This window comes from Enterococcus sp. HY326, from assembly GCF_026157065.1.
Taxonomy (GTDB): domain Bacteria; phylum Bacillota; class Bacilli; order Lactobacillales; family Enterococcaceae; genus HY326.
Genome location: NZ_JANLGQ010000003.1, coordinates 548,034 through 560,441 on the forward strand (window position 1 = coordinate 548,034; position 12,408 = coordinate 560,441).

Here is a 12,408-nt window from a genome sequence, read left to right on the forward strand (position 1 = left end):
GCATCGAAATAAACTTTAAGAAGAAGCGAGGTAGTCAATGGAACTCATTTTAATTCGTCATGGAGAATCTTTGTTCAATCAAGCTAACCGGTCAGCTGAGACTGGGCGCTTTTTCTCAGGTCAAAGTGATACTCCCTTGACAGAAAAAGGCCAGCAGCAGGCACGAGAACTCAAGAAATTAGCAATTTTTTCAGAGGTCAATCAAATTTATACTTCTCCCCTCAGTCGAGCTTATGAGACCGCCAGATTGGCAATGGGGCGGCAGGACATTATTTTAGACGAGCGGCTAAAGGAGCGATCATTAGGAATTCTCGATGGGAAAAACACCAAGGATTTGCCGCAATGGCAAGATTTTTTGCAAACTCAGTCACTTGGCCATAGTTTTATTGATAAACCTCCAGGCGGAGAAAATTATGCTGATGTTGAAAAGCGGGTCGGGGAATTTTTAAGAGAACTAACAAAGAATTCAGCTGCTGACAAAATTGCGATCTTCTCCCACTTTGTTGCAATCCGACTGATGATAAAATTGTTGCTAAACTTAGATGAGGAACAAACGTTAACATTAAAAATCAAAAATAGTCACCCGTTGTCTTTTAGAGGCGACTCACTGGGAAATTTTATTGGTGATTTTAATTAATAACGCTCTCACTTAGCAAAAATTACTTTTGAGGGAAATTTGCCATACATCAGAAAAAAGAAAGTATCAAAATTAAATTTTTAAATTTTTCTTCAAAAATCAGTATCTCAAGAGAACTAACTTTTGTTTGGGCACATATAACTTTTGTTTGGGCACATATCTGTTGATATTTTATGGGATTTGATAGTATCATATGACTATTAATCTGAAAATAAAATGTCAAAGTTTTACGTTTGGGGAAAAATAGGTGGAAAAGTGAAAAATTTCGGGAAATTTTTGTTGGCAGTCACAGTCTTTTTAGGAATTAGTTTTTTTAATCCCGCATCAGGGGAAGCGGCGGCAACGGATAGTACACCGATGTATCGTATGTACAATCCTAATTCCGGTGAGCATTTCTATACGGAAAATCGTTTAGAACGAAATGATTTACAAAGTGTCGGCTGGAATTATGAGGGAATCGGCTGGTATGCGCCTGTTACAGGTAATCCAGTGTATCGCTTGTACAATCCCAATAATGGTGATCACCACTATACTTTAAGTGCTTCGGAACGAGATAATCTGGTGAAAATCGGTTGGCGAGATGAAGGGGTTGGTTGGTATTCAGATCCGAATCAAAGTGTACCTTTGTACCGAGCTTTTAATCCTAACGTTAATACCGGCAGCCATAACTATGCGGTGACTTGGACTGAACAACAAGATTTGATAAATAGAGGCTGGCATAATGAAGGAATTGGTTGGTACGGTGTAGAGGCGGAAAGCTTTCAAACGACTTATGTCAATCATCGGGGCGATACTTATAACGCACCGGAAAACTCCCTGCCAGCTTTTCGACAAGCTAATGCTCCTGCCGTTGAAACGGATTTAAAATTGACGAAAGATCGTCAATGGGTTTTGATGCACGATGATACTCTTGATCGCATGACCAATGGAACTGGTGCAGTTAGCGATTATACACTGGCTGAATTAAGCAATTTTAAAATTGACCAAGGAACTAATGTGGGAAGCTATGCCGCTGCAGAATTGAAAATTCCAACGTTAGAAGATTATTTAGCCATCTGCATGGTCGCAAATAAAGTACCATTTCTTGAATTAAAAGATGCAACAGCAACTACGGAAGATTTGCAAAAAGTATTTGAGGCACTGGCGAAGTACGGCTTTTCAAGTGACAATGCAAAAATAATTTCCTTCAACTATGAGCAACTGCAATTGGCCAGTCAGATTAATCCAGATTTTGCTTATCTGTATTTAGTTTATGAAATTAATCAGGAAACAATTGATGCGTCGCTGCAACTAGGTAATCAGCCGGGAATTGATTCTTATTACCCGCAAGTAACCAGTACCGCTGTCAGAAAGGCTCGTAATGCTGGTTTGACCGTCGGGACGTGGACGGTTCCAGAGAGCCAATTTTCAGATATGCAGGACATGCGGGTGGACTATGTGACGACCGACCAAGCGCCCCGCTAAAATTTTGAAAAATTTTTTCATTGTCTATCAATAAGAATTTTCCGCTATGAATTGATTACAAGTAGTCTGTCAAGCAGCGCTTTTCAAAGCAGATAAATTTATGAAAATAATCAAATTGCCCTTAACCCGCCTGTTGTCATTTTGAAAGCAGCGACATAAGGGCAATTTTTTTTACAATAAAATAAGGACGCCCCTGATTTTTGCTAAATTTTTTCTCTGGGGAAATCTCCCTCTGTAATTTTTTCTGGTTTTCAGCTATAATACCAAAGGAATGTTGACGAAGGGTGAGCAGAGATGGCACAATTATTTTTTAAATACGGGGCAATGAATAGCGGTAAGACAATTGAAATTTTAAAGGTGGCCCACAACTACGAAGAGCAAAATAAACCGGTTGTCCTATTGACTAGTGGTCTTGATACCCGAGAAGGTGTCGGGGTTATCTCCAGCCGCATTGGTTTAAAGCGGGAAGCGACACCGATTTTTGCGGAAACTAATTTATATGAGCTGATTGTCAATTTAGATTATCGGCCCTATTGTATTTTAATTGATGAGTCGCAATTTTTACAAAAGCATCATGTCTTGGCTTTGGCAAATGTTGTTGATAAATTAAACATCCCAGTGATGGCTTTCGGTTTGAAAAATGATTTTCGCAATGAGCTATTTGAAGGCTCAAAATATTTACTACTTTACGCCGATAAAATAGAAGAATTAAAGACAATTTGCTGGTTCTGCCATAAAAAGGCGACGATGAACCTGCATTATATTGACGGCCAGCCTGTCTATGAAGGCGATCAGGTTCAAATCGGCGGTAATGAAGCCTATTATCCTGTCTGTCGTAAACATTATTTTGAACCGGGAAAAATAGTTGAGAATTAAAGCTACATTAGTTTATACATTGTTTAGATGTTGCATTCTACTGGAAAACTAGCTAAAGTATTCAGTGAGAGTGTGCTATTGCATGAAGAAGAGATAAAGGAGCGAATCCATGTACGATCAGTTACAGGCGATTGAAGATCGCTATGAAGAGCTTGGAGAACTATTAAGTGATCCCGCTGTTATTACCGACACCCAGCGGTTTATGAAGTTGTCAAAAGAAGAAGCCAGCACCAGGGAAACGGTGGAGGTTTATCGCCGTTACAAAACGGTTGTTCAAGGGATTGCTGACACCGAAGAATTATTAGGTGAAAGCTTAGATGCTGACATGGCAGAGATGGCCAAGGAAGAATTGTCTGAGTTAAAAAAAGAAAAAGAAGTGTTAGAAGACCGGATTAAAATTTTGTTGTTACCAAAAGATCCCAATGATGATAAAAATATTATCATGGAAATCCGCGGAGCCGCAGGTGGCGATGAAGCGGCCTTATTTGCCGGTGACTTATTTAATATGTATCAAAAATATGCGGAGGCGCAAGGCTGGAAAGTCGATGTGATGGATGCCAATGTCACGGGCATCGGTGGCTATAAAGAAGTAATCATGATGATTACCGGCGACAGTGTCTTTTCAAAACTAAAATACGAAAGTGGCGCCCATCGAGTTCAACGAGTGCCTTCAACAGAATCGCAAGGACGGATTCATACATCAACAGCAACAGTTGTTGTGATGCCGGAGGCCGAAGAAGTCGAAATTGATATCGCCGATAAAGATATTCGGACTGATATTTACCACGCTTCTGGAGCTGGTGGTCAGCACGTCAATAAGACAGCTTCTGCCGTTCGTCTGACCCATATTCCAACAGGAATTGCTGTAGCGATGCAGGATGAGCGTTCACAAATTAAAAACCGGGAAAAGGCGATGAAAATTTTGCGGGCTAGAGTCTATGACCAAATTTCTCAAGCGGCACAAAGTGAATACGATGCCAGCCGTAAGTCAGCTGTCGGAACCGGTGACCGTTCTGAACGCATTCGCACCTATAATTTTCCGCAAAATCGTGTTACCGATCACCGCATTGGTTTGACGATTCAAAAATTGGATCAAATTTTGGCAGGAAAATTAGATGAAATTATTGATGCCTTGGTGATGTACGACCAAACATCAAAATTGGAAGAATTGCAAAATGGCTAAAACCTATCGAGAAGTCCTCCAGCGGGCTTCTTCTTTTTTGGAAGCGGCGGGCAAGGAAGGCTATGCTATTCAGTTTCTTTTTTTGGAGCGCAAGGGTTGGAGTAAAACGGATTGGTTATTACAGATGAATGAAGCAATTTCAGCTGCGGATGAGACTCAAATTGCAGCGGATATGAGAGCTCTGATGGAAAATCAACCGCCACAATATCTTTTAGGCTATGCTGATTTTTATGGTCGCACTTTTTTTGTGAATCAAGATACGTTAATTCCTCGGCCAGAAACTGAGGAATTAGTTGAGCTATGCCTTAAGGAAAATTCGTCTGAGAAAAATTTGCAGGTCGTCGATATTGGAACGGGAACCGGAGCAATTGCAATTACTTTAAAGGCTGAGGCTGACAGCTGGCAGCTTTTTGCCAGTGATATTTCCGAAGGTGCCTTAAGTGTGGCTAAAAAAAATAGTCAGGCGCTACATACAGCAATTGATTTTCGCAAAGGTAGTGTGCTGGAACCCTTTGCTGAAGAAACATTTGATCTTATTATTTCGAATCCACCGTACATTAGTCAGGCAGAATGGGACTTGATGGATGAAAGTGTGCGCACCTATGAACCAAAGTCGGCGCTTTTTGCGGCGGCCGACGGGTTAGCTATCTATCAAATGATTGCCCAGCAGGCGCCAGAAAAATTAAAAGCAGGCGGTAAAATTTATTTAGAAATTGGCTTTCAACAGGGGCAAGCTGTCAAAGAAATATTTGAAAAAAATTTTCCCGCAGCACAAATTACAGTCAAAAAAGATTTAACTGGTTTGGATCGATTTGTGGTTATTCACACTTAATGTGGATAAGTCTGTTATTAAATTTAATTAATTGAATGAAAATAAGCTTTCATTTTGGACAGTTTTCAACAAGCTTGTCCACAGTTATAAAAAAACTTATCCACAAAGTTGGGGATAAGCTTGAAAAGGTTTAAAAACTAGTCATTTACAGATAATTAAAGGTGTGGATAAACTGTGGAAACAAAAATTTTTACTGAAGAATCAATTGATGAAGCCGCTGAAATTTTAAAAAATGGCGGATTGATTGCTTTTCCAACAGAGACAGTCTATGGTCTAGGTGCCAATGGTCTCATGACTGAAGCTGTTCAGCAGGTTTTTACCGTTAAAGGTCGACCTGCCGATAATCCCTTAATTTTACACGTCAATCAATTTTCAATGGTGGAAAATTTTGTGGATAAGTTTCATCCCTTAACTGAAAAAATTGTCGCAAAATTTTGGCCGGGTCCTTTAACTTTAATTTTTGCAGTGAAACATGGCAGCTTACCATTGAATGTCACCGGCGGCTTATCCACAGCAGCTTTTAGAATGCCAGCAAACGAAAAAACTTTGTTATTAATTGAAAAAACAGGTGTGCCGTTAGTTGGTCCCAGTGCTAATACGTCCGGCAAACCGAGTCCAACGACAGCGGCCCATGTGTTTCACGATATGAAGGGAAAGATTGCTGGCATTTTAGATGATGGACCAACTGCAATCGGAGTCGAGTCCACTGTCCTGGATTTAAGCGATCCTTCAAAGCCACCGATGATTTTGCGGCCCGGAGCAGTCACTAAAGAAGCTTTGGAAAATATTTTGGAAACGGAAATTTTAATTGACCAGCATCTTGTTACAGAGGGAGAGACACCAAAAGCTCCTGGTATGAAGTATAAACATTATGCCCCTAACGCCGAAGTACGCATGGTTCGTCAGGCTGAATGGCCAGAAGCAGCCAGGTGGAGTGAAAATCAAAAAGTTGGTGTAATTGCCAGTCCGGAAATTTTGAAATTATTTCCTCAAGAGATAGAAAAATATTCTTTGGCTGATAACTCAATTGAAGCCGCCACCCGTGGCTTATTTGCCGGTCTGCGGGCACTGGATGAAACCGGCGTTAGTCTTATTTTAGCGCCGGCCTTTGAGGAAGCCGGCTTAGCGGTGGCCTATATGAACCGTTTAAAAAAAGCCAGTAACCAAAAATTTTGGAAAAACTAGTTTTCTTGGTGCCGGAATTTGCTAACTTATGATACAATTCAATAAAAAATAATGTCATGAAGGGTGTTGTCAGTATGGATTTTAAAGAATTTGATCCGGATTTATGGAATGCGATTAATCATGAATACCAACGGCAGGAAAATAATTTGGAGTTAATTGCCTCTGAAAATATCGTGTCCAAAGGTGTCATGGCGGCACAAGGCAGCGTGCTGACCAATAAATATGCTGAAGGCTATCCAGGTCGCCGGTATTATGGCGGCTGTGAATTTATTGACGTGGTGGAAAATTTAGCCATCGAGCGGGCCAAAGAATTATTTGACGCAAAATTTGCCAATGTTCAGCCTCATTCAGGTTCACAAGCGAACACAGCAGCCTATCTTTCATTAATTGAAGCTGGGGATACAGTTCTCGGGATGGACTTATCTGCTGGCGGTCATTTGACCCACGGTTCTCCGGTCAATTTCAGTGGCAAAACGTATCATTTCGTGCCTTACGGCGTGGATCCAGCGACTGAAGTGATCGATTATGATGTGGTAAGAATTTTAGCCCGCAAACATCAACCGAAATTAATTGTAGCTGGAGCAAGTGCCTACAGCCGCACCATTGATTTTAAAAAGTTTCGGGAAATCGCTGATGAAGTTGGCGCAAAATTAATGGTGGACATGGCGCATATCGCTGGTTTAGTTGCAGCAGGTCTGCATCCAAATCCAGTGCCTTATGCTGATATTACGACCTCAACGACTCATAAAACTTTAAGAGGCCCTCGCGGCGGTTTGATTTTAACCAATGATGAAGAATTGGCTAAAAAAATAAATAGTGCAGTGTTCCCGGGCATTCAAGGGGGACCTTTAGAACATGTGATTGCCGCAAAAGCAGTCGCCTTTAAAGAAGCCCTTGACCAAAGCTTTACTGAATACAGCCAGCAAGTGATTGATAATGCCAAAGCAATGGCAGATGTCTTTAATAAAACACCGGAAGTCCGCTTGGTCTCAGGTGCCACTGACAATCACTTATTATTAGTAGAAGTGACCGACTTAGGAATGTCTGGTAAAGAAGCTGAAACAATTTTGGATTCTGTTGGCATCACCGTCAATAAAAATTCGATTCCTTTTGAAAGCTTGAGCCCATTTAAAACCAGCGGCATTCGGATTGGCACACCAGCGATTACCTCCCGTGGCTTTGATGAAGCAGCATCACGTCAAGTGGCAGAGCTAGTGGTTAGAGCGCTGAAGGCCCAAAACAATCAAGCAGCATTAGAAGAAGTTCATCAAGAAGTATTGGCTTTAACAAATAATCACCCGCTTTACGCTTAAAATTATCCAGTTAAATTTTCTTTAGGAAAGTTTAGGACATAAAAAATCAGATAGGAGATTTTAAAAATGGGAAAATTCCAAGTAATTGACCATCCACTCATTCAGCACAAGTTAACTATCATTCGGGAAAAGGATACCGGCACGAAAGTTTTTCGGGAAGTTGTCAATGAAATTGCCATGCTGATGGCCTACGAAGTTTCACGGGATATGCCATTAGAAGACATTGAAATTGAAACACCAATGACCAAAAGTGTGCAAAAAACTTTAACCGGTAAAAAAGTTGCAATCGTACCAATTTTACGAGCTGGCTTAGGCATGGTTGACGGAATTTTAGAATTGATTCCTGCAGCGAAGGTTGGTCATATCGGAATGTTCCGGGACGAAGAAACTTTAGAGCCCCACGAATATTTCTTAAAGCTGCCTGAAGATATTGCAGCTCGTCAGCTGTTCGTTGTTGATCCGATGTTAGCAACTGGCGGTTCAGCAATCATGGCAATCGATGCTTTGAAAAAGCATGGCGCTTCTAATATCAAATTTGTCTGCCTAGTTTCTGCTCCTGAAGGCGTCAAGGCCTTACAAGATGCCCATCCAGATATTGATATCTATACCGCCGCTCTTGATGAAAAATTAAATGAGCATGGCTACATCGTTCCTGGTTTAGGGGACGCCGGCGACCGTCTCTTCGGTACAAAATAAAGTGAAGCATGAGATTGTTTCTAAGTTTACTTCTGGCAAACGAACAGAACCATTGCGGTCGGTTTTAAAAGGCTGTGCTGTAAAAAATAGCGGAGTATCCGCCGCTTTCCTTGTGTTCAATGCTAGTTGGCTAAACTTAGAAGCAGTCTCATTTTTTGTTAGGACAATTTTTTTAATTGTCCCTGATGCTAGAATTCATTTTGAAGGACGTTGAAAATCATTCACTAAAAAAACTAGGGGGAATCCATTTGCGAAGTCAGGAATTATTAACCGCCTTAATGAACGGCCCGCAGCGGGGAGATTTTGTGGGAATTTATCAGACAGAACATGATAAATTAGTGGCTTTCACCGGGCTTCAATTAGATGAAGCGGGGGACTTAGTGTTGTATTCAGCAAAACAACAGCCGCCAATGGCGATGAAGGATTTTTATACCCAGCTGATGCTTCACAAAAATCGCTATTTAATGCAGTGGCAAAAGGGACAAAAACAACCGATTTACGGCTTTAAAGAGGTTGACCGTAAAATTGTCATTTAAAAAAAGCGCCAAAGCTAAAGACGCCGCTGAGGAAAGCTCAGCGAAATGCTGAATTTTTCCTTTGATAGCTGTCTAAAACTTTGACACTAGTTGCTTAGCTATTTAATTTACGAAGTTCCTTGTAATTGATAATAACAACACCATTGGACTGTGAAATCAAAGAACTGTTTTCTGATGTTTCATCCATTCTAACGACGGCTGAATTTTTCAGCTGTTTGGTAATGGTACCAGTTTGACCTTGATTTCTAAAGATAAATGCGACAGGGGTTCCAGTTGTAAACGACTTGCCAAGTGCGGACGGGTCGATAGTAGCTTCAAATTTTCCAAATGTTCCCATGCAATAACCCTCTTTCTATTTCTATTCTAACAAATTTTGGTCAATATTTCATATATTTGACTTTTGCGGGGTTTGAGCTTTACAAAATATACTAAAAGTTCTATAATTTTCTTTGTTATTCTAAAGCCAGCTTAGCTCAGTCGGTAGAGCAACGCACTCGTAACGCGTAGGTCACAGGTTCGATTCCTGCAGCTGGCATCTTAATTTAAAGCCGTCACATCAACGTTTGTAGATGATGTGACGGCTTTTTATTTTACAATAAATTGCTGTTTGGGGCAGAGAATGGGGCAGAGATTTTTAAAATATTTTTTTAAATAACGTATTAATCTCTTAATAGACTTGAGAATCTATCGCTTGCTGCTCTTTTTGATTCCTCCAACGCATGTCCATATATGTTCATTGTCGTCCTGTAATCTTTGTGTCCTAGAAGTTCTTGTACTGCTTTAATTGGGATGTTTGGATCGGCTAGTAAAAAAGATGCTGAGGTATGTCTAAGGTCGTGAAAGCGAATCTCGCGAAGTCCAGAGCGTTTCACAAATCGAATCCAATTTCTATATAAAGATGTTGGGAGTTCGAAGTTTCCTTCTGGTGAGCCGAATACATACTTGTGTTTTGGGTTTATACAAAGCTTCTTTCTTGCTTCTTGGTTGATTAAGATAAAGCCTTGCATGAAATTCATATAGTTCTGAGGTACAGGGATAATTTTAGAATCGGAAGCTTTAAGACCATCTCGTCTTAAATATTGCTTCTTGTCATTTAAAACAATCCGTTGATGAAAGTGTACAGTGTTGTTGATAAAATCGAAGTCGGTTTCTTCGACAGCTGCTATTTCTCCTTCTCTAGCTCCAGTAAAGAAAGCAGTCAGGACTATAGCTTTCGTTTTTTGTGAAGCCGCATCATCCAAAGCTGTTAGTAATCTGTTTACTTCTTCAATAGAATAAGGTTCAGGTGTAGACTTCTTTTTAAGGGCTTCCTTGGGTAGTTTAACGTCGGAAACGGGATTGTGGCTAATTATCCTATATTGGTCTTTTGCGACGTTAAAAACGCTACTAAGGGCGTTTAAAAAACGTTTCTTTGTTTTTCTCGAAAGAACCTGACTTCTTTTTGAAAGTGGTTGTGCAGCCATGACAATGTCTTTAATTTGATATGGTTTTATTTCTGTCATCTTTTTATTGGATAATGAAGATAAGAAACGTTTTTCGATTATGTCGGAGTATTCACGTATTGTTCTGGGCTCCAATGTTGTAGTTACTTCTTTTTTCCACATATTGTTATAGAAATGTGAAAAAGTGATAGTTGTCACATCTTCATAACCGTGTTCTTCCAAGTCCGCTATCCACTCATCAAGTTCGAGATATGCTTTTCTAAGTGTTAACGAATCAGCAGTTTTGCTAAGTCTAATTGGATTGCCGTTCTCGTTATAACCAACAGTAACACGAAGCCTGAATTTATCTCCTCTTTTTTCAACAGTCCCTTTCTCTACAGCCATAACAAAGTAAGCTCCTTCCCTAACTACTTCCTATCTCTAATTCAAAAAAAGAATGTATGTTCGTTTTTTTGCTAAAAAATAATAAGCTTAATCTAGTAAATATCTTTCCGATTTCAAAGGAACACCATAAGCCGTTTGCAAATGTTCAAATTTTCTAGGATATGAACCTGTATCTTCTTTGTGACAACTAAGCAAAATGTTTGTGGCAAAACGATCGGCTTCACTTTCCATTTTACTCCTAGTTGTCCTGTTTAGTACGTAGTAATTGGATATCCCTTCATGCAGCAGTGCATGACCTAACTCATGAGTGCACACATAAAATCTTTCTGGACTTTCCATTAATGAATCGGATAAGAAAATAACTTTCCTGTTTAAAATCTCTTGAAATTGGCCTCGAGGGTTATCTAGAAACGGAACATACCGAATATCAATATTTAAAAAGGCGCAAATAATAAAGGGATTGTAACTCCCGCTTAAAGATTTTAATTTAGCAATCAGTTCTAAATAATCCATACCGCTACCTCTATTTTTTCAGCTTCTTATCCTTCTCAGCATATTCCCAAAATACCCCAGTCAAAATATCTTTTACTCGTTGTATTTCCTCTGGTGTCAAATTCTCGCCATTATAAGCCATGTTCACGTTTGAATCTAACAATTTATCTAACTCAATTAAATCGTCTTTGTTCGCCCATTTAGGGGCTTGATTTCTGCCTAGTAGGTAATCAGTTGTTACATCAAAGTAATCTGCCACCGCTTGCAATTTCTTTATACCCGGAGGCTGTTTATCCCATTTTCGTATGCTTCCTTGACTAAAATCGAGAATCCTTTCTAATTCAGTTAAAGTGATGCTCTTGCGACTTGTAAGTTCTTTAATCTTATAAACTAAACTCATTCTTTCCACCTCAAAAAACCGTCACAAAAACACATTGGAATAAATGCTTGACACTTGGAATAAATTCCAATATACTAAGTTCATAGGTTAGATTCCACGGCACACTAAAAGCTATCTAGAAGTTGTTATTGTCTCCCCAGACCAACAAAATAAAGATGATGTGTGCTGTAATTGTATGCCTATATTATGGAATAAATTCCAATATTTGTCAATAGTATAACGTAATATATTGGAATTTATTCCGATTGAATGGAGGTGGAATTAGTGATTTACGACAAAATTAAAAAATTAGCCGATGCTAAAGGTATTTCGATTAATCAACTAGAACGTGATTTAGACTTTAGTTCTTCTTCTATATCTAAATGGAAAAGTTCGAATCCAACATCCTCTAAGCTGAAGCAGGTGGCTTCGTATTTCGGAGTCACGATGGATTATCTAATTGATAATGAAAAACAGGAGGTGTAAGTGGTGACCAATCTTGCATTAGTAAATTTAGATGATTTAAAAATTCTTGTTGCCGAGAATGATATACCGAATGAAGAAAGAACAATGGTGAAAAAACAAACAACGCTCCGACTACCAGTTGACCTGTATGAAAGGATTCAACAAGAAGCGGAGCGAAAGGGCCATGGCATCAAAAGTTTAATCGTCTTTGCCCTGTGGGAGTATTTCGATAACGCCGTTAGCTAATTCATATTCAGATATTTTTTTTTCAATCAATAACTCTATTTCAGCAGCCATAGAGCGTTTTTCTTCATCAGAAATATGTTTAATCTTATCAAAATTTTCTTGTTGCATTCTCATAGTAAATTGTCTTTTTGCAGTAGCCATAATATCTCTCCTTTGATTTCAAAATGAATTCACTTTGATTATATAAAGCATAGTAAAAAAAATCAAAAGAATTTAAATGACTTCACTTGACATCTATATGAATTCACTATATATTTTGTATGTAAAGTGAATTCACT

The 12,408-nt window shown here is 39.3% G+C and carries 16 protein-coding genes and 1 tRNA gene; 12 read left to right on the plus strand and 5 right to left on the minus strand.

What is annotated here, in order from left to right; translation table 11 throughout:
* Nucleotides 1-37 precede the first annotated feature (37 nt).
* The 9 genes from ORH16_RS10410 to ORH16_RS10450 all read left to right on the plus strand — a co-directional run bounded on the left by ORH16_RS10410 (nucleotide 38) and on the right by ORH16_RS10450 (nucleotide 8,722).
* Nucleotides 38-637, plus strand: coding sequence for a histidine phosphatase family protein (locus tag ORH16_RS10410; protein WP_265458643.1), 600 nt, complete (start codon nucleotides 38-40; stop codon nucleotides 635-637).
* A gap of 255 nt (nucleotides 638-892) precedes the next feature.
* Nucleotides 893-2,101 (plus strand): glycerophosphodiester phosphodiesterase family protein, encoded by a 1,209-nt coding sequence (locus tag ORH16_RS10415; protein ID WP_265458645.1) that lies wholly within the window; start codon nucleotides 893-895, stop codon nucleotides 2,099-2,101.
* 294 nt (nucleotides 2,102-2,395) lie between these two features.
* Nucleotides 2,396-2,977, plus strand: a complete 582-nt coding sequence (locus ORH16_RS10420; protein ID WP_265458647.1) for a thymidine kinase — start codon at nucleotides 2,396-2,398, stop codon at nucleotides 2,975-2,977.
* Nucleotides 2,978-3,086: 109 nt separating this feature from the next.
* Nucleotides 3,087-4,160, plus strand: coding sequence for a peptide chain release factor 1 (gene prfA / locus ORH16_RS10425; protein ID WP_265458649.1), 1,074 nt, complete (start codon nucleotides 3,087-3,089; stop codon nucleotides 4,158-4,160).
* A complete protein-coding gene (prmC, locus tag ORH16_RS10430) occupies nucleotides 4,153-4,992 on the plus strand; it encodes a peptide chain release factor N(5)-glutamine methyltransferase (protein ID WP_265458651.1) in 840 nt (279 codons plus the stop codon). Before prfA ends, prmC begins: the two co-directional genes overlap by 8 nt.
* A 174-nt stretch (nucleotides 4,993-5,166) precedes the next feature.
* A complete protein-coding gene (locus tag ORH16_RS10435; protein WP_265458653.1) occupies nucleotides 5,167-6,177 on the plus strand; it encodes an L-threonylcarbamoyladenylate synthase in 1,011 nt (336 codons plus the stop codon).
* Between the two features lie 74 nt (nucleotides 6,178-6,251).
* A complete protein-coding gene (gene glyA / locus ORH16_RS10440; RefSeq protein WP_265458654.1) occupies nucleotides 6,252-7,490 on the plus strand; it encodes a serine hydroxymethyltransferase in 1,239 nt (412 codons plus the stop codon).
* 66 nt (nucleotides 7,491-7,556) lie between these two features.
* Nucleotides 7,557-8,186 carry a uracil phosphoribosyltransferase gene (gene upp, locus ORH16_RS10445; protein WP_265458656.1) on the plus strand — a complete coding sequence of 210 codons (630 nt, stop codon included), beginning with the start codon at nucleotides 7,557-7,559 and terminating at the stop codon, nucleotides 8,184-8,186.
* A gap of 248 nt (nucleotides 8,187-8,434) precedes the next feature.
* Nucleotides 8,435-8,722: a hypothetical protein gene (locus ORH16_RS10450; protein ID WP_265458658.1), complete on the plus strand. Its 288-nt coding sequence runs from the start codon at nucleotides 8,435-8,437 to the stop codon at nucleotides 8,720-8,722.
* Nucleotides 8,723-8,816: 94 nt separating this feature from the next.
* Here ORH16_RS10450 and ORH16_RS10455 read toward each other — a convergent pair whose 3' ends face one another.
* The gene (locus ORH16_RS10455; RefSeq protein ID WP_265458659.1) at nucleotides 8,817-9,059 is read right to left on the minus strand and encodes a hypothetical protein; all 243 of its coding nucleotides are present in this window, start codon (nucleotides 9,057-9,059) and stop codon (nucleotides 8,817-8,819) included.
* Between the two features lie 125 nt (nucleotides 9,060-9,184).
* On the opposite strand from ORH16_RS10455, the gene ORH16_RS10460 reads away from it, so the two are divergent.
* Nucleotides 9,185-9,257 (plus strand) — tRNA-Thr (locus ORH16_RS10460).
* 124 nt (nucleotides 9,258-9,381) lie between these two features.
* Here ORH16_RS10460 and ORH16_RS10465 read toward each other — a convergent pair.
* From ORH16_RS10465 to ORH16_RS10475, 3 genes are all read right to left on the minus strand, one after another.
* A complete protein-coding gene (locus ORH16_RS10465; protein ID WP_265458661.1) occupies nucleotides 9,382-10,548 on the minus strand; it encodes a tyrosine-type recombinase/integrase in 1,167 nt (388 codons plus the stop codon).
* An 87-nt stretch (nucleotides 10,549-10,635) separates the two neighbouring features.
* Nucleotides 10,636-11,061, minus strand: coding sequence for an ImmA/IrrE family metallo-endopeptidase (locus ORH16_RS10470; RefSeq protein WP_265458663.1), 426 nt, complete (start codon nucleotides 11,059-11,061; stop codon nucleotides 10,636-10,638).
* Nucleotides 11,062-11,071: 10 nt separating this feature from the next.
* On the minus strand, nucleotides 11,072-11,440 hold the full coding sequence (locus tag ORH16_RS10475; RefSeq protein ID WP_265458665.1) for a helix-turn-helix domain-containing protein: 369 nt from the start codon (nucleotides 11,438-11,440) through the stop codon (nucleotides 11,072-11,074).
* 264 nt (nucleotides 11,441-11,704) lie between these two features.
* Here ORH16_RS10475 and ORH16_RS10480 point away from each other — a divergent pair, with 264 nt between their 5' ends.
* Together ORH16_RS10480 and ORH16_RS10485 are read left to right on the plus strand one after the other, a co-directional pair.
* Nucleotides 11,705-11,905 carry a helix-turn-helix domain-containing protein gene (locus ORH16_RS10480; protein WP_265458667.1) on the plus strand — a complete coding sequence of 67 codons (201 nt, stop codon included), beginning with the start codon at nucleotides 11,705-11,707 and terminating at the stop codon, nucleotides 11,903-11,905.
* A gap of 3 nt (nucleotides 11,906-11,908) precedes the next feature.
* On the plus strand, nucleotides 11,909-12,130 hold the full coding sequence (locus tag ORH16_RS10485; RefSeq protein WP_265458668.1) for a hypothetical protein: 222 nt from the start codon (nucleotides 11,909-11,911) through the stop codon (nucleotides 12,128-12,130).
* On the opposite strand, the gene ORH16_RS10490 is transcribed toward ORH16_RS10485, so the two are convergent.
* Nucleotides 12,083-12,271 (minus strand): hypothetical protein, encoded by a 189-nt coding sequence (locus tag ORH16_RS10490; protein ID WP_265458670.1) that lies wholly within the window; start codon nucleotides 12,269-12,271, stop codon nucleotides 12,083-12,085. The two genes, ORH16_RS10485 and ORH16_RS10490, sit on opposite strands and share 48 nt — an antisense overlap.
* Nucleotides 12,272-12,408: the final 137 nt, after the last annotated feature.

Excerpts from the sequence above, each read along its gene's own strand:
- ORH16_RS10410 (WP_265458643.1), top strand. The coding sequence starts at position 38 with ATGGAACTCATTTTAATTCGTCATGGAGAATCTTTGTTCAATCAAGCT.
- ORH16_RS10420 (WP_265458647.1), top strand. The coding sequence starts at position 2,396 with ATGGCACAATTATTTTTTAAATACGGGGCAATGAATAGCGGTAAGACA.
- prfA (WP_265458649.1), top strand. The coding sequence starts at position 3,087 with ATGTACGATCAGTTACAGGCGATTGAAGATCGCTATGAAGAGCTTGGA.
- prmC (WP_265458651.1), top strand. The coding sequence starts at position 4,153 with ATGGCTAAAACCTATCGAGAAGTCCTCCAGCGGGCTTCTTCTTTTTTG.
- glyA (WP_265458654.1), top strand. The coding sequence starts at position 6,252 with ATGGATTTTAAAGAATTTGATCCGGATTTATGGAATGCGATTAATCAT.
- upp (WP_265458656.1), top strand. The coding sequence starts at position 7,557 with ATGGGAAAATTCCAAGTAATTGACCATCCACTCATTCAGCACAAGTTA.
- ORH16_RS10455 (WP_265458659.1), bottom strand. The coding sequence starts at position 9,059 with ATGGGAACATTTGGAAAATTTGAAGCTACTATCGACCCGTCCGCACTT.
- ORH16_RS10465 (WP_265458661.1), bottom strand. The coding sequence starts at position 10,548 with ATGGCTGTAGAGAAAGGGACTGTTGAAAAAAGAGGAGATAAATTCAGG.
- ORH16_RS10470 (WP_265458663.1), bottom strand. The coding sequence starts at position 11,061 with ATGGATTATTTAGAACTGATTGCTAAATTAAAATCTTTAAGCGGGAGT.
- ORH16_RS10475 (WP_265458665.1), bottom strand. The coding sequence starts at position 11,440 with ATGAGTTTAGTTTATAAGATTAAAGAACTTACAAGTCGCAAGAGCATC.
- ORH16_RS10490 (WP_265458670.1), bottom strand. The coding sequence starts at position 12,271 with ATGGCTACTGCAAAAAGACAATTTACTATGAGAATGCAACAAGAAAAT.